Genomic DNA, 19,458 nt, shown 5'->3' on the forward strand with positions numbered 1-19,458 from the left:
CAGATGAAGAAGCGAGATAAAAAACCTGAAGAAGGCGGCAGTTGGATGGATACTTATGGCGATATGGTTACGCTTCTTCTGTGTTTCTTTGTACTACTCTATTCGATTTCTAGTGTGGATCAAGTAAAGTGGGAGAACCTAGTAAAGAGTATGAATCCAGAAGCAGCAAAAGCCTCGCAAATCGTCACAGAAGAAGGTACCGAAGAGGAAGGGACGGAAAATGTCCCAGGAGTGAACACAACGGAAGTGGACACTCAGTTCGAGGAATTATATGACAACCTTCTCGATATCAAGGAAAACATAGGGGATTCTTCGGCGATTCAAGTGTCGATGGGAGATGGATGGCAATTTATTTCTTTTCGTGACAGCGTGTTTTTCGACGGTGATAGTTACGTTTTAAGGGAAGAGGGACGTCACGTATTAGATGCCTTTTCTTCCGCCATTCATCCAGCGGCAGAGGCAATTAAAGAGATACAAGTACTAGGGCATACGACCCAGGCTGATCCCCAGATTCCAAATGAGGTTATGAACGATAGAGTGCTTTCAGCAAATCGTTCGGCAGTGGTAGTAGCATACGTACAACAAAAAGGGATTATTGGTGCGGACAAACTAGTTAGTATCGGTTATGGTCAGCATCGCCCAATTGCCGGATTTGGCACTGAGGAGGAGCGAATTTTGAATCGCCGAGTAGAGATTTTAATTACGAAGACAGGATCTGTAGAGAAGAGTTTGGAAGAATACTACGAACAAGTATATTAGGAGTAGATAAGCATGGCTGAAGTGTTAACGCAGAGTCAAATTGACGCATTGCTAAGTGAAATGGACAGTCCGTCCACAAAGTCAGAGGATACGGATGAGAAGATAGCAAAACCAGAATACAAAAAATATGATTTTTACAGTCCGAAGAAATTCACGAAGGATCGTCTTAAAGTTATCAACGGAATTTATGACAATTATACACGGATGGCTGCCTCACGAGTCAACTCGGTTCTACGAGCAAATTGTGAAATGGAAGTGGTCTCGGTGGAGGAACAGCGCTATTTCGAATTTAGCAATGCTCTTAGTGATAACGATATCATCGTTCTTCAGCCACTTTATCTACCAGATAAGTCAAAGGCGCCGCCGATTGTGAGTCATATGAGTTCCGGACTGATGCTAGGAATGATCGACCGTCTTCTTGGCGGAAGTGAATGTGACGAAAGTCCAGTAGTGGGCTATACGTATACGGAAATCGAGAAGCGTCTTTATGAGAAAATGATGCAGTATCTTCTAGATATTACGGGAGAAGCTTGGAGCCAATATCTTGAAATTAGTACTGGCAACCTAGAATTTGACGCAAATATGGGAATGTTTCAAGAGGTGACAGGGGAATCGCCAGTTGTCATTGTTTTAATCAATGTAAAGATGAATGAGGTGATGGGGCGGCTGACGATTTGTATTCCGGGGAATCTGTTAGCAAATGTTTTTGCCGTTATCGATAAGCGAAGGGAATCCGGTAGTTATGAAGAAGGTCTTCCAGATGGACGCAAGTTAATTCTTGAGAAAATTAGAGATACCGAATTAACTGTAAAGGCAGAGCTTGGAAAGGCTATGTTATCTCTAAGCGATATCTGTAGTATGCGTCCAGGAGATGTGATTGATTTGAAGAAAAGCAAAGATGCCACGCTTACCTTGTATGTGGAAGAGCAACCTTGGTTTGAATGTGACTTGGGGGCGTATAAAAAGCATGCCGCCGTTAAGATTGATAAGAATATAAAGAAAGAGGTAGAGGGAAATGAGTAAAATTATGGTAGTTGATGATGCCGCGTTTATGAGAATGATGGTGAAAGACACCTTGGCAAAAGGTGGGTACACAGATGTGTGCGAGGCCGGTGATGGAGCGGAAGCACTAGAGATGTATCAAGCAGAAAAGCCCGCCCTAGTACTAATGGATATTACCATGCCAAACATGGACGGTCTGGAGGCTTTAAAAGCAATTAGGGGCATTGATAGCAACGCCAACGTGGTGATGTGTTCAGCAATGGGACAGGAGTCGATGGTTATTGATGCAATCAAATCAGGAGCAAAAGATTTTATCGTCAAACCATTCAAACCAGAGAGAATCATCGATACAGTTGAAAAAATCGTTGGTAAGTAGGGGGAAAAGAGATGTCGTTTTTAAGTTCACTTAATATAAGCGCTTCGGGAATGACGGCTCAGCGTTTGCGTTTAGATGTAGTAGCAGAAAATATCGCAAATATAGAAACAACAAGAACGGAAGCAGGAACTGCGTATCGGCGGAAATTGGTGCAATTAGAAGCAAAAAGTGATTTTCGCAGTGCGCTTCAAAGAGCCGCGACAGCGAAGCAAACGGGTGGGGTTCAAGTAACGGGAATTATAGAAGATGAGAGTGCTTTAAAAGCGGTGTATGATCCGTCCCACCCAGATGCGAATGAAGAAGGGTATTTGATGATGCCCAATGTCGACTTAGTGCAAGAAACGGCAGATGCAATGGCGGCAACAAGAGCGTATGAGGCCAATATCACGGCCTTTAACACCGTCCGAACAATGGCGCAAAAAGCCTTGGAAATCGGCAAGTAGAAAGTAGGTTATAGACATGGAAAACAACAAGCTAAACACCATGGAAATGGATGCCATAGGTGAAATTCTAAATATAAGTTTAGGGGCTTCGGCTACGGCGCTTTCCAATATGCTAAATCGACGTGCGGTAATTACGACTCCGGTTGTAACGATTATGGACAAAGAAGAATTGGTTTTTGATCATATGGACCCGGCGGTCGGGGTCGGCATCGAATACGTCGAAGGGTTAACTGGCAGCAATGTCATGTTGCTAAGGCAAGAAGATGTTCGCGTCATTGTGTCAATTCTCATGGGGTCCGATATACCAGCAGCGGACTTTGTGCTAGATGAGATGACAGTCAGTGCCATTTGCGAAGTGATGAATCAAATGATGGGAGCCTCTGCCACGGCCTTATCCGAGTTATTGACTCACCAGGTAAATATTTCCACACCTCAACCTTTTGCCGTTGATGAGGTGGATGAATATAAGGAACGGTATTTAAAAGGTCACGAACAGTTAGCGGTTATTAATTTTAATTTGCAAGTAGGCGATGAGTTAAACAGCGAGTTCATCAATATCATGCCCTTAGAGATGGCCAAAGAATTAGTTGCCGGCTTCTTTCAGGATATGAATTTGGAGATGCCAAATGAGGAAGGGACTGAGCCACCGGTTATCAAAGAGGCGAAAGAAGAAGGAGTAGAAGTGGTAAAAGAGGCAGAAGTTGAGCCGCCGCGTGTTCCAGTCGAAGCGCCCCGTGGGAATAATGATAGCGAAGTATTGTCAGCGATTAAAGATATGATTCAACTGATGCAAGCCCAAATGAATGCCCACGAACCGAGGAAAATAAATGCTGAAACCGCACCGCTACCCAATCTAAATATTGGCAACGGAATGATAACACCAGCTCAGCAAGGGGAAAACATGGAATTGATTATGGGGGTACCGATGGAAATATCGGTAGAGATAGGGCGAACAAAGAAGTTAGTTAAAGACATCTTAGAGTTGAATAAAGGCTCTTTAGTTGTGCTGGATAAGCTAACAGGAGAGCCTGTTGACCTATACGTAAACGGTCAATGTATTGCGAAAGGCGATGTTGTCGTGGTGGAAGATAACTTTGGGGTGCGAATTACGGAAATTCTGGCGAAAGAATTTATGGCCGTCGAGTAGAGGGAGCAAGGTATGTTTAAGGAAATAATCACCGCGGTAGGAACGCTACTGTTAGTCTGTGCTTTTTTATATTTCGTTTGGTTTTGTACTCGTAGTTTGACCAAGATCGGCAACGTACGAGGCGGTGGTAAATATATGAAGCAGATAGAACAGCTTCCTATAGGCCAGGACCGATCATTAATTATTGTTCAGGTGAAAGCGGGGTATTTACTGTTAGGAGTTAGTGCTAGCGGCATTACCGTCTTAGAGAAAATGGATACGATAGAGGAACTCCCCTTTTCTGCTAAAGAGATGGAAACTCCAGATTTTAAGAAACTTATGGATAAGATAGTGATGAGAAAGAAGTAATTATATGGACAGCAATGCATTTGTAAATATCAATGGTGAACAAACACCTTCGTTAGAGATTCTGGTAACTTTAACCGTTATCATGCTCTTGCCCTCGATCGTTATAATGATGACTTCTTTCGTAAGGATAATTATTATTCTTTCTTTTACTAGGAATGCCTTAGGCGTGCAACAGGCGCCACCCAATATGGTTTTAGTGGGAATCGCCTTGTTTTTGACGCTGTTTATTATGAATCCGGTAATAAAGGAGATTGAAACTCAGGCGTATAAGCCCTACCAAGCAGGTAGCATCACTCAAGAAGAGGCTCTTGTGTTAGCAGAGGCACCTTTAAAGGAATTCATGCTAAAGCAAACGGAAAAAAGCAGTCTAAAGATGTTTGCCGAGATGGCAGGAGAGAAATACGAAGAGAAAAAAACGGACGAAATCCCCTTGACAGTAGTGATACCTTCTTTTATGACGAGTGAGCTTAAGCGAGGATTTATGGCAGGTTTGCTGCTGTTTATACCGTTTTTGCTAATAGATATTATCGTTTCAAGTACCTTAATGTCCATGGGGATGATTATGTTGCCCCCGGCAACCATTGCTTTGCCTTTTAAATTGTTACTATTTGTCACTTTAAATGGTTGGGAACTCTTATTTTCAACCATCGTAAAAAGCTTTAACTACTGACGAAGGAGGACTTAGGAAATGTTAACGACAGGAGAGATTACGGATGTCTTGTATCGTCTGTTTATTATGGCAGCAAAACTGGGAGGGCCAATTTTGCTAATTAGTATGGTGGTGGGAATTGCTATTTCGATTATTCAAGCGGCCACTCAGATTAACGAACAAACGATGACATTCGTTCCGAAGTTGATTGTTATCGGCATACTTTTGGTAGTGACAGGAAGCAGCATGTTAAAAAGCTTACAGGAATTCACCCTCTATATATTTAGCATGATCGCTAGTTAGGTAGGTGTAGGATGCTCATTAGCAACACCCCAGAGTTTATGTTTTTTACCTTAGTACTAATGAGGGTTTTCGGTTTTGTTTTTTTAAATCCGGTGTTGGGAAGAAAAGATATTCCCGCCCCGTTTAAAGCTGCCTTTGCTTTTATGCTAGGTTACTGCTTATATCCGAGTGCGGTAAGTTCGCAGCTAGAAGTGAACGGTGCTCTCGTATACGGAATCTTACTGCTTAAAGAATTTGCCGTTGGCTTTGCGCTTGGCTTTGTGATGCAAGTGTTTGAAATGGTACTTACCTATAGTGGCGCGGTAATCGATTTTCAAATGGGACTTTCCATGGCGACAGTCTATGACGCTCAGAATGGAACGCAAGTGGCCTTAACGGGGAATATTCTGCAAATATATTACTACCTCTTATTTTTTGCCATTGACGGTCATCTGATACTGATAAGAATTATCGGAGAATCGTCAAGAATCGTTCCTTATGGCGGGATTACCATCGGGAAAGAGACGGCGGAAGCAATCGTGATGATTTTCGTACAATGTGTAGTGCTAGCGGTGAAATTAGCCTTGCCCGTTATCGTCTTTGAATTTTTGGCAGAGGTAGCAGTGGGGATGCTCATGCGGATCGTTCCCCAGGTTAACGTTTTTGTCATTAGTATACAGTTACGAGTGATTATCGGAGTTGTCATCTTAATTACGATGGTCTCGCCGATAGGGAATTATTTAAACGGCGTGATAGACGAACTGCTATTGGCGCTGAAAGAGGTTCTAACGACTTTAAGGGCCTAGCAAAGGAGAGGGAAAATGGCGGCAGATAATAAAACCGAAAAAGCCACTTCGAAGAAGCGCAAAGATGAACGAAAAGAAGGAAACGTCGTCCTTAGTAAAGACGTTGTTAGCGTGGTCTTAATCTTTTGTTCTTTCTACGCTTTGAAAAGTCTCTTTCCTTATATGTATAACAGTGTAAACGCCTTTATGAAACGCTTTATCGTCTTGTCAGGGGAAATGACGGATTTAAATCAGGATAGTTTAGCCATCCTCAGCAATGAATTGCTTAAGGCGACGGCGATAGGGGTTTTACCGCTGGGAATTATCTGTATGGTAGCAGGTATTCTTGCATACGGGGTGCAGACGCGTTTTCTTTTTGCTACCAAAAGTCTTCGTCCTAAGTTTTCAAAGATTAATCCTTTAGAGGGGATCAAAAGACTCTTTTCGATGAAAAATGCTGTAGAACTGGTAAAGAGCTTATTGAAACTAGTTATCCTTGCCTTTATCTTAGTTTCTATTTTAAAAGACAACAGCGTCTCGGTCATGCGGACGATGGATATGTCAATTGTCGCCGCAGGGGAGCTTATGTTCGAGATGATGATGGGTATGATAACGCGTGTCTGTCTCTTTTTTGCAGTAGTGGCCTTTCTCGATTATCTGTTTCAGCGCTGGGATTATGAGCGAAAGATTATGATGAGTAAGCAAGAGCTAAAAGAAGAGTTCAAACAGACGGAGGGGAATCCGGAAATCAAAGGCAAAATTAAGGAAACCCAAAGAGCAAGAGCGCGGATGCGGATGATGCAGGCTGTACCAGAGGCAGATGTTATTATTAGAAACCCAACTCATTATGCAGTTGCCCTTAAATATGATAAAGACCTTCATAATGCGCCTATTGTGGTAGCAAAGGGGCAATCGGAATTAGCCTTGCGGATTGTGGAAATGGGAGAAAAGCACGGCGTCGTCTGTATAGAAGATAAGCCATTAGCCAGAGGGCTATACGCAGAGGCGGAAATTGATAGAGAGATTCCGCTTAACTATTATGCGGCCGTAGCGGAAATACTCGTGCAGGTATTAAAGATTAATAAGGAATTGAGGTAACACATGAAAAGGTTAGCCAACAATGCAGTAGCGGTATTTGTGGTGGTGATCGTTCTACTTTTAATCATCCCGTTATCGCCGTTTATGCTAGACGTCATGATTATTATAAATATTGCTGTTTCGATGATGATTTTACTGATTAGTATGAACATCAAAGAGCCCTTGGAGTTTTCTATTTTTCCGTCTTTACTCCTTGTTACTACGCTTTTTCGTATCGGCATTAACGTGTCTTCGACGAAGAATATTCTCCAGAATCAAGGACAAGCAGGGGCCGTGATTAAATCCATGGGAGACTTTGTTCTTCAAGGGAATGTAATTGTGGGATTCGTTGTCTTTATTATCATTGTGTTAGTTCAGTTTATAGTTATTACAAAAGGAGCCGAACGCGTCGCCGAGGTGGCCGCTCGCTTTAACCTTGATGCGATGCCAGGAAAGCAAATGGCGATCGATGCAGATTTAAGTGCCGGTCTAATAAATGAACAAGAAGCCAAAGAGCGACGCGGAAAGATCCAACGTGAAGCAGACTTTTATGGAGCAATGGATGGTGCCACAAAGATTGTAAAAGGGGATGCGGTAATGTCGATCATCATTACTGCGGTCAATCTAATTGGCGGTTCTGTCATCGGTCTAGTGCAATCCCAAATGGAGTTAACACAAGTGTTACAAGTGTACTCAATTGCTACGGTAGGTGATGGCTTGGTCTCTCAGATCCCTGCACTTCTAATATCTACAGCCACGGGCATGATTGTAACAAGAGCCGTGTCAGAGGGAAGTCTAAATACGGATGTAACCAAACAGTTTTTGGCGCAGCCGCGAGCGATTATTATGACAGGGGCAGTACTGATGGTTTTACTATTAGTGCCAGGTATGCCAAAGATTCCTCTAGCATTAGGAGCCCTATCTTTGATTATGCTGGGGTACCGCTTGCACAAACGCATGGAAGAAGGCAGTGAGTTTATCGACGCGCCAGAGAGTATCCCCGAGGCTATGCCAGATTTACCAGAGGAGGAGTACTTTCGGGATATTAACAATATTTATTCTCTTATTGAAGTGGAGCCAATCGAGATGGAGTTTGGCTATAGCTTAATTCCTCTCATTGATGAAACCACCGGTGGGAAAATGATCGATCGAATCGTTATTTTCCGTCGTCAGTTTGCTCAGGAAATGGGGTTTGTAGTTCCCTCTGTTAGACTGAGAGACAGTGCCAATTTAAATACGAATCAATACGTCGTCAAGGTACGCGGAGAAGAGGTGGCCAAAGGAGAAATCTTGGTAGATCACTACCTGGCGCTAGAACCTAGTGAACCAGGCGGATCTATTGATGGGATTGAAACGCTGGAGCCCGCCTATGGTATTCCTAGCAAGTGGATATTGCCAGAAAATCGTGAGATGGCCGAGGTATTTGGTTATACCGTTATAGATCCTTTATCGGTAATGATTACTCATCTATCGGAAACGATTCGACAACACGCCTACGAACTGCTGAATCGTAAAGAAACGATGCAATTATTGGAAAATATCAAACAACAAGCGCCAGAGCTTGTTGAAGAAGTGGTGCCGGGAATTATTTCATATGGAAACTTCCAAAAGATTTTAGTGAGACTTCTCAAAGAGGGAATCCCTATTAAAGATATGGAAACGATCCTAGAAACAATTGCTGATAGTACGGTTCCTGGGGAAGATATTTATAGCGTGACCGAGAAAATTAGAGGCGCGCTAAAGCGTACCATCACACGAAAGTTCTGCGAAGGGGGTCAACTTAGAGTGGTGACTCTTGATTCGGAGCTTGAGAAGGAGCTAGTCGCAAGTCTGGCAAAGAGTGAGGGGGGAGCATACTTGGCGGTTAGACCGGAAGTGATGCAGAGTTTGTTAGCTCAACTAGGAGAAGAGGTTAAGAAGTTTCAAGAGCTATCTCAAGAGGCGGTCGTCCTGACTAGTCAGGTGATTCGCGCACATTTGTATCAGTTGTTAGAACAGTTTTATCCGAGTGTACATGTACTTGCTTTTAATGAAATAGCCGGCAACGTACAGATACAAGCAATTGACAATATCACGATGTAAGGGGGGAGCAGATGTTGGATTATACAAATGAAGAATTATTAGTCAGGTATCGACTTACAGGCGATATCAAGATCAAAAAAGAGTTAACCATGCGTTATCTCTATATTGTACGAAGTATTGCCATTCAAATGCGAGATGTCTTTGCCGGGTTTGCTCAATTAGATGACATTATTAACGAAGGAGTCATTGTTCTGATGGGAGCTATCGATAAATTCGATGAGTCTAAGAATGCGAAATTTGAAACGTATGTTTCAAAACGAATCCGGGGCATGGTGATTGACCTAGCAAGAAAGCAAGACTGGGTTCCGCGGGGACTGAGAAAAAGTTTGCGTGATCTTGAAAGAGAGAGAAATACGTTTTTTGCGGATTACGGTAGGGAACCGACGATAACAGAGCTGGCGGATATTCTCGAGATGCCGGAGGATAAGTTAATCAGCGTAATGGGAAAAGAAAATCTTTCAGCAATACTATCCTTAGATATGGTGCTTGAGGAAACCGCGGATAATTTTTCCCGAACTCAAGTTGCTTCAACAAATCGTTTTGAGCAACCAGAGGCAAGTCTTCTTGATAATGAATTAAAAGAGATGCTCAAACAAGGAATTACGTCTTTAAAGGAGGCGGAACAGCTAGTTGTTTCTCTCTATTATGAAGAGGAACTAAACATGAAGCAGATAGCGGAGGTGATTGGAGTGAGTGAGCCGCGGGTATCACAAATTCACGCAAAAGCTATTAATAAATTGAAAGAGTATATGGTTAATAGGAAGCAGATGAGGAGGGAATATGTTTCAGGGATTTTATAATTTGACTTCAGGGATGCTGACCCAAACGAGAAATTTAAATGTGATTAGCAATAATATGGCAAATGTTTCTACGCCTGGTTATAAACGAGATCAGTTTGTAGCAAAAACGTTTCAGGAAGAATTGATTTATCGTAGTGGTAACAATGTGAAAAATATAAGAACGCCTCTCGGACAGATGAATCGCATTGTCACAGCTGATCGCAACTATGTGGATTACACGGAGGCAGGGTTTCGCCAAAGTACGAGCCCGCTTGACTTTGCCCTTAGTGGGAAAGGGTTTTTTCAAGTAAATACAGCTCAGGGGATGGTGTATACACGGAATGGATCTTTTTCTCTCGATGGCGCCGGTTATCTTTGCTTGCAAGGAGTGGGGAGAGTCCAAGGGAGTAACGGACCGATCTATCTTGGGACCGATAAAATACAAGTTGATCAAAAGGGGAATATATACAATGAAAGCGGCGCGAATATGGGAACGCTTAAAGTGGTTGCTTTTGAAAATGAAGACGAAATGCTAACGAAATCAGGCAATGGTGTCTTTACAGCGAGTGGCGAGGGGACCGTGGCGACGGCGACAGTAGTTCAAAATGCGTTGGAGTATTCCAATGTAGAAGCTGTTGTGGAAATGTCGGAGATGATGAGTGCTCAGCGCTCGCTACAAAGTAATGCCCAAGTGATGCGGATGTACGATCAACTGATTGGGAAGATAGTAAATAATCTAGGGGTGAATTAGAAGGGGAGAGCGAAAGATGGATACATCATTTTATACAGGTATAAGAGGGGTAAAGACACAGCAAGAGCGGATGAATGTGATTTCTAACAATATAGCCAATGTAAATACCTACGGCTATAAGACGAAGAATTCTTCTTTTCAGGACATGCTCTATTACAATCAACGAGATAGAGCGGGCGAGGTGACGAATTTAACCGCAGGTACGGGAGCGCTGCATAGCCATATTACCACGGATTTTAGTGGGTCTGGCTTTCATGTTAGTGGCGGAGCATTGGATTTTGCTATTAATGGGGAGGGCTTTTTTAAGCTCCAAGATCCTCAGACGGGGGAAGTGACCTACACACGTAATGGTCATTTTGGACAGTCAAGACGAAGTGATGGGTTTTATTTGGTCACCGACTCAGGCAAATTTGTAGTAGATAGTCAGGGGCAGCCCATTCGTGTCAATCAAGGAGAGCTTTCTCGCCAGCCAGCCGTTTATGATTTTGCTAATACCGATGGGATGTTAAGTATTGGTAATAATGAGTTTGCACCGGTGGAAAAAAACGGGAATGCGACTTTAGTAGTGGATGCCCAGCTGGTAAATGGGTATTTGGAGATGTCTAATGTAGATTTGGCTAAAGAGATGGCAGATACTATCGAGGCTTCAAGAGCGTATTCCTACGTGCTTAAGATGGTACAGACAGCAGATGAGGTGGAACAGACAATTAATGAATTAAGGGGATAACGGGATGGATATGAATGAGCAGACATTAGACGTGGTAAGAGAGGTTGGCAGTATCGGGACGGCTCATGGGGCGACGGCGGTATCGGCCTTACTAGATAGGAAGGTTAAAATTAGTTTACCTGATGTGCGGTTTTTAGATTTTAATGAAGCCTTAGAGGAAGCGGGTAATCTTGAAGAAGAAATTCTCTGTGTTCTATCCACATTGTCAGGAGAGATGAAGGGGATGATGCTCTTCTTAATGCGCAAAGATTTAATTAATCAAATTATTGGTCCTATGTTAGGGGTGGAAGTTGAAGAGTATGAAGACCTACAAGACATCGCTTTATCGGCCTTAGCGGAAGTTGGCAATATTGTGATTTCTGCATATATCAATGCGCTGGCAGGGTTAGCGCAAATGGATATTCAAGTCACGCCTCCAGCTATCTCAAGAGATATGCTAGGAGCCATCCTCAGCGTTCCGATGACCATGCTGGGGTATGAAACGGATAAAATCATGATGGTTACGGGTAATTTTATCATTGAGGAAAAGAAATTTGATAGCAGTTTTATGATGGTCCCTGACATTGCCTCTTTACAAACATTGACAGAGAAATTGGTGGGTCGCTATGAATAGGGATTTGTGTGTTGGTATTGCCGATATGAAATTTGTGAAAGAGACGGGAAGTTTAATCACCTATGCTTTGGGTTCTTGTATTGGTGTCAGCTTCCACGATCCGCTTATAAAGTTGACGGCTCTTTTGCATATTTTACTACCTGAAAGCAATCAAGTTAGTAACGAACACGTATACAAATTTGCGGACTCGGGGATTAGAGAGACGCTGCGAATTCTTAGCCTTCAAGGGGGAGCGAAAAGTCGTTACGTTTGTAAAGTGGCAGGGGGAGCGCAGATGTTTCAGTTGCCAGGAAATAGTCCGGTGGCTAATATTGGGAAACGCAACTTTGAATGTGTACAAAAAATTTTGCAAAGTGAAGGGTTGCGAATTTCTAATGCACAAGTAGGTGGCACCATTGCTAGAACAATGAGAGTAGAGGCGGCGACGGGAGTGGTACAGATCAGAACCCATGGATTAGCAGAAATAATTATGTAGGAGAGTATAGGTATGGAAAAGGCAGAAATCTTATTAGAAAGCGGTACAAACGAAATCGAAATCATGGAGTTCACTATCTATGATGAACTCTATGGTATTAATGTGGCAAAAGTGCGAGAAATTATGCGGGCCGATGAGGTTAAGGAAATTCCTCATGCTCATCCTTCTGTAGAAGGAATCTTTAAACCAAGAGAGGAGCTGCTTACAGTCATTGATCTACCTCACTATCTGACGGGCAAGAAAACCACACCAACGGATATTGATATTTTTATGGTGACGGAATTTAATAAGCTTAACATTGCCTTTCGCGTGGAGGGGGTTGTAGGGATTGAACGAATTTCGTGGGAAGACATTAGTAAACCGGATGCAACACTTAAAAATGATGAAGACGGAATTGCTACCGGGATCGCAGAGATAAACGGGAAGTTAGTGACGATACTTGATTTTGAAAAAATAACGGCTGATATTGCTCCGGAAACGGGCATTCAGACGGAGGAAGTTGCGGTTTATGAGGGAACGGATAGGAGTCAATATTCTTTAGTAATGGCTGAAGATTCCGTACTGCTCACCCGGATGATAGAAGACTCATTAAGAAAGGCCGGCTATTCTAAGATTACGAAATTTGGTAACGGAAAAGATGCCTACACTTATTTAGAGGAAGGAAAGGAGAATGGCGAGTTAAGGGCTGATCTTCTGATTACAGATATTGAAATGCCGATGATGGACGGTCACCGCCTAACGAAGCTGGTTAAAGATGATAGCGTTCTTAAAAAAATACCAGTCGTTATTTTTTCTTCTCTAATTACTCCGGAAATGTCCATCAAAGGGAAAGAGGTTGGGGCAGATGAACAGCTTTCAAAGCCGGAGATAGGTTTACTAGTGGACGTAATTGACGAATTGCTTAATCGGAGAAATTAAAATGGATAGATGTATTGTTCGCAGAGCGATAAAGGTAGCAGAAACAGGGATGATTCTGGGATATCACTTAGATATTCCCGAACAAGAGGACGAGAGTACGGATGTGGTAATGGATTTTCTTCTCAATAATAGTAATAAGTTTATTAGTGAAAAAATCACCTTCGTACCTTTTCCCACAGAACCCATCCTGCGGAAAACGATTCGGCTTTTTGAACCGGGAAAGATAGTTATTAACCTAGGCGGACAGATAGAAGTAACGGATAGTTTGGTAGCTTTAGTAGAAGAGCTATATGATGCGGGATATCTTTTTGCAACGCGAGTGACAGAGTACGAGCAGGAACATATGTGCTTAAATTCGTATATCGATTATATCTGGATCGATAGCCGCTCCTCTCGTGAGCTTCGCCTAATCAGAGACTTACATCTTGTTAATAAGAAATGTATAGCCTGTGAAATAGAAACGAAAGAACTGTATGAAGCAGCGGTGGAAACAGGCGCTGATTATCTAGAAGGCAACTTTATCGCCAGCACCTTAGTCACGAAGGTTGATAAAGTAGAATTTTTACAAGGCAATTTCTATCAGTTTATGCTTGAAGTTATGAGCGATGAACCGAGGATGTCGGTCTTAGAAGGAATTGTAAAAAGAGATGCCGGGCTGACCTATGCTTTACTTAGAATGGTCAATTCCGCTTATTTTGCCCTACGCAAACGAACGGATTCCGTCCTCCAAGCCCTTGTTACGATTGGGCTTCGTAAGCTTCAACAGTGGTCCTATATGATGAGCTTTAAGCTAAGCAGCAATGGTCAGGCAGCTGAGGAAATTCTTAAGCTCTCCTTCATTCGTGCAAAGTACGCGGCCGAACTTGTCCATTATATAAAAGGTTGTAAAGTAAGTGCGAATGATGCCTACCTAATAGGCATGTTTTCGGCAATGGAATACATGGTAGAAGGGGATTTTGAAGAGATTCTATCAGGAATCCCCCTGAATCAGGATGTGAGTATGGGGCTAATTGAACGGGAGGGAATGCCGGGGAATATTTATTATCTTGTCTTAGCTTACGAGCGCTCAAACTGGGAAGAATGTAAAAAAAGAGCGGGAGAGTTAGGGGTGCCGGTTTATTTACTGGCACAGACATATTTAAATTGTATTGAGAGTGTAAATAATATTTGGAGTACTTTGATGGTGGAATATAGTCGGTAGGAGGATGAAGAGGATGGCAAAAGTAATTGTCTTAACAAATCAAAAAGGTGGGGTGGGGAAAACCACATCTTCAGCAGCCCTTGTGGTAGGCCTTAAAAAGAGTGGTGAACGTGTATTAGCCATCGACTTGGATCCTCAAGGAAACCTGGGATTTAGTTTGGGAGTAAATATTGAAGAAGGGTATACCATGTACGAGGTCCTTAAAGGGGATATTTCCTTACAAGAGGCCATCCGTCATACCGAATATTATGGTGATGTAATTACCTCAAATATTCTACTAAGTGAAATGGAGTTATCTCTAAAAGGTGAAGAGCGAAATTTGATTCTAAAAAATATGCTGGATGAGGTTGCCGATAACTATGACTTTATTGTCATTGATACACCCCCAGCTTTAAATATACTTACCCTTAATGCATATACGGCAGCGGATGAGCTGATAATACCAATGGCGGCCGAGATTTTAAGCTTAGTTGGGCTGATGCAGTTAAAAGAAACCATTCAAGGGGTGCAAGATTCTCTTAACCCAGAGTTACGGGTATTAGGGATTTTAATGACAAAGTACTTTAAGCAGACGAATTTGTCGAAGGATGTGTTAGAGATGGTAAAAACGGTTGCTGAAAAGATTGGCACAGAGGTATTTGATACAAAAATCAGTAATAGCGTGGTGGTAGCCGAGGCACCAGCACATGGAGTCAGTATTTTTGATTATTCACCAAAGTCAAAGCCAGCTTATGATTATCAATTATTCGTGGCCGAAACGATGGAAAAAATATGTAATTAGGAGGGGTTTATGGCTAAGAAAACAAACAAGACGGATCATGTGTTGAATTTACTTTCAACGGGAGAAGAGATGGCAGATACTACCAATTCGGCAGTTGTTACCACCGAGGAAGCGAATCATGAATTAGCAGATGCCATCAAGGAATCGTTAGAACAAGAAGCAGGCGTAGAACAAGAGGAGTCGCTAATGAAGACGCCCAAAAATTACGTTGTTATTAACGTTATGGAACAGCTAGTTAAAGATAACGTTCGCTATTATATGGATAAGCTAGAAATGTGTACCTGTCCCAGGTGTACCGTGGATGTGATGGCGCTTTCGTTGACCCGTTTAGATGCGAAATACGTAGTTGCTAAGAAGGAGGAGGTATCGCCCCTTCTGAACTATTATTCTCGAAAATACGAAGGTAATATTTCCATTGAATTAATGAAAGCGGGAAGGCAGGTTATGGAAACGCCACATCATGCCGATAATTAAAGAGAAAAGTTAGAATGGGGAGGGTTTGATTATGGCGACAATCAATGGATTAGGTTCGACAGGAAGTAGTGGGTTATCTGGATACGGTGGATTAGCAAGTGGCTTAGACCGGGATTCTCTGATAGAGGGAATGACTTATGCCACGCGAGCAAAAATTGCTGCGCAAAAGGGAAAACGACAGTCAGTTTTGTGGAAACAGCAAGCGGTACAGGGAATTACGAACAAAATGTATGAATTTAGTAATAAATTTCTCTCCCTGTCCTCTTCAACAAGTTTACTTTCGGGAAAACTTTTTTCGCGTAATCAGATTACGGCTTTAGGAGCGAATAGTAAATTCGTCTCGGTAAGTGGTAGTGCTAGCTCAGCGGAAATGTTTTCGATTCTTGGGGTTAAGACCTTGGCCAAAAATGCCCAGGCGTCTTCAAGTCGCCCGGTAACGGAACAAGTTTTAACAACCGGTGAAATGGTAAATGATTTAGGAACGGAGATAACCCGGGATGTAATCGGTGGCGATAGCATCTATTTGAAGTATGGAAGCAAACAGTACGCAGTTAAGCTCCCTCAAGGAGGCGAATATGATTATTCAACGCCTGAAAAAGCTGCGATGGCGATAAATAAAGCGCTAGAGCAGGTAGAAGTAGGGGCAGACCAGACGCTAGCCGATGTTATGAGTGTAACTCAAGAGGCAGGAAAGTTTACGTTTAAAAACATCTCTAGTGGTGGTAACGCCCTAGAGATTGTTGGCGGCACGGGGAATGTGTTGGTCGATTTAGGTTTTTTAGACGAGGGTGAGTCCCTTAAAGATTTAGACGATGAACGAAAGAAGGTTACGGCGGACGGTTTGACGGCAGTGAATGATGCTGAGTTAACGGAGAAGGTAACGGTTGCTAGCGAACTTAGCGGGAAGAGTCTTAAATTTACGTATAACGGTACGACAAAAACGATTAAACTTGGCGAGTACGATAGCCAAGCGACGATGGATGATGTGCTTGCAAACCTCCAAAAAGGCCTTGATGACGCCTTTGGTAGAGGGCGAGTCAAAGCCGATTTAAAGGAAAATAGCACTGGTGATAAAAGCTCCTTAACATTTCAGACAATCACTCCAAACGGGGAAGCAGATGCCACCTCTATTATCAAGATTAGCGGTGGTGATGCGAGCCTTTTAGGAGAAAATGGATATTTGGGGATTGCCTCTGGGGCTTCTAACCGGTTACAGCTCTCGGCTAGCTTAAAGGATTCAGGGTTGAATTTTGGTAGCGGGCTAACGATGCCTTTAACGATTAGCAACGGAAGTGACACCTTTACCCTTGATCCGGAAAAGTTTGATGAAAATAGCTCGGTTTCCTCAATTATTAACGAAATAAACAGCAATAAAGATTTAGGGATTCATATTTCCTATCAAGAAAGCGGCGATAAATTTGTTATTAAGTCAACGCGACCAGGTGCTAGTGGTGATATTGACCTTGGTGGCGACCTAGCAAAGGCGCTTTTTGGCGAGGCCGGAGTAGACTATGATGTGCAAGCGGGAACGGATGCGGTAATCCGTGTACAGTATGCCGGAAGCGATGAAGTTGCCACGGTGGTGCGCGGTAGCAATAGTTTTTCCTTAGATGGTTTAAACGTTACTGTTAACGGCACGTTTGGCTATGACGAATCAGGGAACCCTCTAAAAGAGGTGGAAGCGATTACCTTTGAGGCAAAAACGGATACGGACGCAGCTCTTAAAGCGGTCAAAGAGATGATCGATGAGTTTAATGAAATTCTGGCTTTAGTCAATGGAGAAGTTAAGCAAAAACCAAATCGGGATTACTCCCCTCTGTCTGATGAACAAAAAGCCGAAATGTCAGAGCAACAGATAGAAGAGTGGGAAAAGAAAGCTCAAGAAGGCTTGCTCTTTGGTGATACGGATTTAAGATCGTTAACCAACGAATTGCGGTTTGTTATCCCTGCCGATATGCGTGAAATGTTTAAGGAAATCGGCATATCGGTGTCAACGAACTATGCCGACAATGGCAAATTGGTCTTTGATGAAGAGCAGTTTAAGGAGGCGATGAGCCTAGACCCTAGTAAGATTAGAGATGCTTTATCAAATGCTGGCGGCAGTGGTGCGGGACTAATGACGAATCTGAAGACAACCTTTGATAAATACGCATCCATGACAGGTGCTACTAAGGGAATCCTTGTTGAACGGGCGGGAAGTCCTCATTCCCCGCTTTCCATGCTTAAGAACACTTATTTAAGTCAAGTGACTGAGTTCGACACGTATATTAGTCGTTTGAACGATAAACTTAAAATGGAACAAGATCGTTATATCAAGCAGTTTTCGTCACTGGAATCTTTGGTTTCACAAATGAACTCTCAAAGTAGTTACTTAAGTCAGATGTTTTCTATGTAGAGCAGAAAGGGGAATAAGCAAGGATGAAGCAAAGAGGTTATAGCCAGTACAAGGAGCAATCCGTTTTGACCATGACACCAGAGGAATTGCTAATTGTTTTATACGATGAGCTGATAAAGAGATTACGTCGTGCGGAGATTTCTCTGGACGGAAAGAAGTATGAACTGTTTGAAGAGTCTGTTGATCGTAGTGTAGAAATTGTGAAATATTTTAAAGAGTGTCTTAATTTTGAGTATGAATTAAGCTATGAATTAGCGCGAATGTACGATTTTTTCATTTTTGAACTCAGTCGTCTAAAGTCGGGGCGTAAGGCTACGGTGGTCGAGGAAATTTTGCCTTTGGTTATTGAACTTAGAGAGGCCTTTGAGGTAGCAGGTAAGTCGGCATGAGAAAAGATATTATCGGTCACTACCAAATGAAAAGCCGCCACTTAAATGAAGTGTGGCGGCTCACAAGAGAGCTAGGCGAGGCCATAGGAAATAACGATACGGTTGTCATTCAAATGGTACTCGATATGCGAGGGGAAGAATTAGCAACCATCGCTACCATTGATGAGGAGATTCGGGAAGGGTTAGCGAACTTACCCAGAGAAAAAAAGGAAGAATTAGAAAAACAGATAGAAGAATGTAATGATTATATGCTTCAAGTGTGGCGCAAAACAGTTGCCCTTGATCAACACCTTAATACGAAGATAGCGGGTAAAGATTCTTTTTACTTCGATAAGACCCAGATGGGACCACCGCTGTAAGCGGTGGTAAGAAGCTGGGAGAGGAGTAGCTCACTTGACCAACGTATGCTAGTTCGTTCAGGGCTTGCGGGATCAAAGATGATAAACTGTCCATCTGCGTCATACCCATTAACCACGATAAAATGACCACTACTTGTGAAGTTTCCAGGACCCATGAGAAAGATAAGCAGTTTGTCGTAAGTTAAGGCTAAGCGTAGGCTTTCAGTCGTAATGCTAGGAAGGTGTTCCACTTTTAAGCCATAGGCCTTCGCGCCGCTAGGGATGAGTTCATGGGCAGAACCAAAGCCGGGACTAAAGAAACCGTGAGTGCTTGACCAACTAGCCACTTCAGGTGGGGTTACGACCTGCTTATTTAACGTGCTGATGGCGGTTGCTAGGACGGCAGGACCACAGCCGTGAGTGGAAAGTGGGTCCACGTTTCCGTATAGATAAGAAGCCCACTGAGGGTCGAGTTGTGAATAAGCCGTTAGCGGAATTATTTTTTCGCTGCCGCTAGGTGGCTCTTGCCATTCGCGCGGGGAGGCTAGAGCGATAGCCCCGCTAGGAGCTAGGGCGTTTATATGTGGAAGAGAGAGGCCGATTAGTGAGAGGCCTAAACATAATAGTAAGCGTTTATATGGTTGCATCTTCAGTCTCCTTTGCAAAA

The 19,458-nt window shown here is 42.9% G+C and carries 24 protein-coding genes; 23 read left to right on the forward strand and 1 reads right to left on the reverse strand.

Features of this window, described 5'->3' with window-relative positions; translation table 11 throughout:
* The first annotated feature begins 3 nt into the window (after positions 1-3).
* The 23 genes from NHH16_RS02570 to NHH16_RS02680 are packed head-to-tail and all read left to right on the forward strand — an operon-like array spanning position 4 to position 18,812.
* Positions 4-759: an OmpA/MotB family protein gene (locus tag NHH16_RS02570; protein WP_262068032.1), complete on the forward strand. Its 756-nt coding sequence runs from the start codon at positions 4-6 to the stop codon at positions 757-759.
* A gap of 12 nt (positions 760-771) precedes the next feature.
* The gene (locus NHH16_RS02575) at positions 772-1,782 is read left to right on the forward strand and encodes a flagellar motor switch protein FliM (RefSeq protein ID WP_262068033.1); all 1,011 of its coding nucleotides are present in this window, start codon (positions 772-774) and stop codon (positions 1,780-1,782) included.
* Positions 1,775-2,137: a response regulator gene (locus NHH16_RS02580; protein ID WP_262068034.1), complete on the forward strand. Its 363-nt coding sequence runs from the start codon at positions 1,775-1,777 to the stop codon at positions 2,135-2,137. Before NHH16_RS02575 ends, NHH16_RS02580 begins: the two co-directional genes overlap by 8 nt.
* 11 nt (positions 2,138-2,148) lie before the next feature.
* Positions 2,149-2,580 carry a flagellar basal body rod protein FlgC gene (gene flgC / locus NHH16_RS02585; protein WP_262068035.1) on the forward strand — a complete coding sequence of 144 codons (432 nt, stop codon included), beginning with the start codon at positions 2,149-2,151 and terminating at the stop codon, positions 2,578-2,580.
* 16 nt (positions 2,581-2,596) lie between these two features.
* The gene (fliY, locus tag NHH16_RS02590) at positions 2,597-3,727 is read left to right on the forward strand and encodes a flagellar motor switch phosphatase FliY (RefSeq protein WP_262068036.1); all 1,131 of its coding nucleotides are present in this window, start codon (positions 2,597-2,599) and stop codon (positions 3,725-3,727) included.
* A gap of 12 nt (positions 3,728-3,739) precedes the next feature.
* Positions 3,740-4,075 carry a FliO/MopB family protein gene (locus NHH16_RS02595; protein ID WP_262068037.1) on the forward strand — a complete coding sequence of 112 codons (336 nt, stop codon included), beginning with the start codon at positions 3,740-3,742 and terminating at the stop codon, positions 4,073-4,075.
* Positions 4,076-4,079: 4 nt separating this feature from the next.
* Positions 4,080-4,745 (forward strand): flagellar type III secretion system pore protein FliP, encoded by a 666-nt coding sequence (gene fliP / locus NHH16_RS02600; RefSeq protein WP_262068038.1) that lies wholly within the window; start codon positions 4,080-4,082, stop codon positions 4,743-4,745.
* 18 nt (positions 4,746-4,763) lie between these two features.
* Entirely contained in the window at positions 4,764-5,027 is a 264-nt protein-coding gene (locus NHH16_RS02605) for a flagellar biosynthetic protein FliQ (RefSeq protein WP_262068039.1), read from the forward strand.
* An 11-nt stretch (positions 5,028-5,038) separates the two neighbouring features.
* The gene (fliR, locus tag NHH16_RS02610) at positions 5,039-5,812 is read left to right on the forward strand and encodes a flagellar biosynthetic protein FliR (protein WP_262068040.1); all 774 of its coding nucleotides are present in this window, start codon (positions 5,039-5,041) and stop codon (positions 5,810-5,812) included.
* A gap of 15 nt (positions 5,813-5,827) precedes the next feature.
* Positions 5,828-6,889, forward strand: coding sequence for a flagellar biosynthesis protein FlhB (gene flhB / locus NHH16_RS02615; RefSeq protein ID WP_262068041.1), 1,062 nt, complete (start codon positions 5,828-5,830; stop codon positions 6,887-6,889).
* Positions 6,890-6,892: 3 nt separating this feature from the next.
* Complete coding sequence (flhA, locus tag NHH16_RS02620) at positions 6,893-8,950, forward strand: flagellar biosynthesis protein FlhA (RefSeq protein WP_262068042.1); 2,058 nt, start codon at positions 6,893-6,895, stop codon at positions 8,948-8,950.
* Positions 8,951-8,961: 11 nt separating this feature from the next.
* Positions 8,962-9,750: a sigma-70 family RNA polymerase sigma factor gene (locus tag NHH16_RS02625; RefSeq protein ID WP_262068043.1), complete on the forward strand. Its 789-nt coding sequence runs from the start codon at positions 8,962-8,964 to the stop codon at positions 9,748-9,750.
* Positions 9,731-10,480 carry a flagellar hook-basal body protein gene (locus NHH16_RS02630; protein WP_262068044.1) on the forward strand — a complete coding sequence of 250 codons (750 nt, stop codon included), beginning with the start codon at positions 9,731-9,733 and terminating at the stop codon, positions 10,478-10,480. The genes NHH16_RS02625 and NHH16_RS02630 overlap by 20 nt, the downstream gene beginning before the upstream one ends.
* Positions 10,481-10,496: 16 nt before the next feature.
* The gene (locus tag NHH16_RS02635) at positions 10,497-11,207 is read left to right on the forward strand and encodes a flagellar hook-basal body protein (RefSeq protein ID WP_262068045.1); all 711 of its coding nucleotides are present in this window, start codon (positions 10,497-10,499) and stop codon (positions 11,205-11,207) included.
* A gap of 4 nt (positions 11,208-11,211) precedes the next feature.
* On the forward strand, positions 11,212-11,820 hold the full coding sequence (locus NHH16_RS02640; RefSeq protein WP_262068046.1) for a chemotaxis protein CheC: 609 nt from the start codon (positions 11,212-11,214) through the stop codon (positions 11,818-11,820).
* The gene (locus NHH16_RS02645; protein ID WP_262068047.1) at positions 11,813-12,295 is read left to right on the forward strand and encodes a chemotaxis protein CheD; all 483 of its coding nucleotides are present in this window, start codon (positions 11,813-11,815) and stop codon (positions 12,293-12,295) included. Before NHH16_RS02640 ends, NHH16_RS02645 begins: the two co-directional genes overlap by 8 nt.
* Positions 12,296-12,307: 12 nt before the next feature.
* Positions 12,308-13,213, forward strand: a complete 906-nt coding sequence (locus tag NHH16_RS02650) for a chemotaxis protein (RefSeq protein ID WP_262068048.1) — start codon at positions 12,308-12,310, stop codon at positions 13,211-13,213.
* Position 13,214: 1 nt separating this feature from the next.
* Positions 13,215-14,414 (forward strand): EAL and HDOD domain-containing protein, encoded by a 1,200-nt coding sequence (locus NHH16_RS02655; protein WP_262068049.1) that lies wholly within the window; start codon positions 13,215-13,217, stop codon positions 14,412-14,414.
* 13 nt (positions 14,415-14,427) lie between these two features.
* A complete protein-coding gene (locus NHH16_RS02660) occupies positions 14,428-15,195 on the forward strand; it encodes a ParA family protein (RefSeq protein ID WP_262068050.1) in 768 nt (255 codons plus the stop codon).
* A 9-nt stretch (positions 15,196-15,204) separates the two neighbouring features.
* A complete protein-coding gene (locus tag NHH16_RS02665) occupies positions 15,205-15,669 on the forward strand; it encodes a late competence development ComFB family protein (RefSeq protein WP_262068051.1) in 465 nt (154 codons plus the stop codon).
* 31 nt (positions 15,670-15,700) lie between these two features.
* Positions 15,701-18,064, forward strand: a complete 2,364-nt coding sequence (fliD, locus tag NHH16_RS02670) for a flagellar filament capping protein FliD (RefSeq protein WP_262068052.1) — start codon at positions 15,701-15,703, stop codon at positions 18,062-18,064.
* Positions 18,065-18,087: 23 nt separating this feature from the next.
* Positions 18,088-18,453: a flagellar export chaperone FliS gene (locus tag NHH16_RS02675; protein ID WP_262068053.1), complete on the forward strand. Its 366-nt coding sequence runs from the start codon at positions 18,088-18,090 to the stop codon at positions 18,451-18,453.
* Complete coding sequence (locus NHH16_RS02680) at positions 18,450-18,812, forward strand: hypothetical protein (RefSeq protein ID WP_262068054.1); 363 nt, start codon at positions 18,450-18,452, stop codon at positions 18,810-18,812. Before NHH16_RS02675 ends, NHH16_RS02680 begins: the two co-directional genes overlap by 4 nt.
* On the opposite strand, the gene NHH16_RS02685 is transcribed toward NHH16_RS02680, so the two are convergent.
* Entirely contained in the window at positions 18,776-19,438 is a 663-nt protein-coding gene (locus tag NHH16_RS02685) for a C39 family peptidase (protein WP_262068055.1), read from the reverse strand. The genes NHH16_RS02680 and NHH16_RS02685 overlap by 37 nt on opposite strands.
* Positions 19,439-19,458 lie beyond the last annotated feature (20 nt).

Source organism: Ohessyouella blattaphilus (assembly GCF_024721265.1).
Lineage (GTDB): Bacteria > Bacillota > Clostridia > Lachnospirales > Lachnospiraceae > Aequitasia > Aequitasia blattaphilus_A.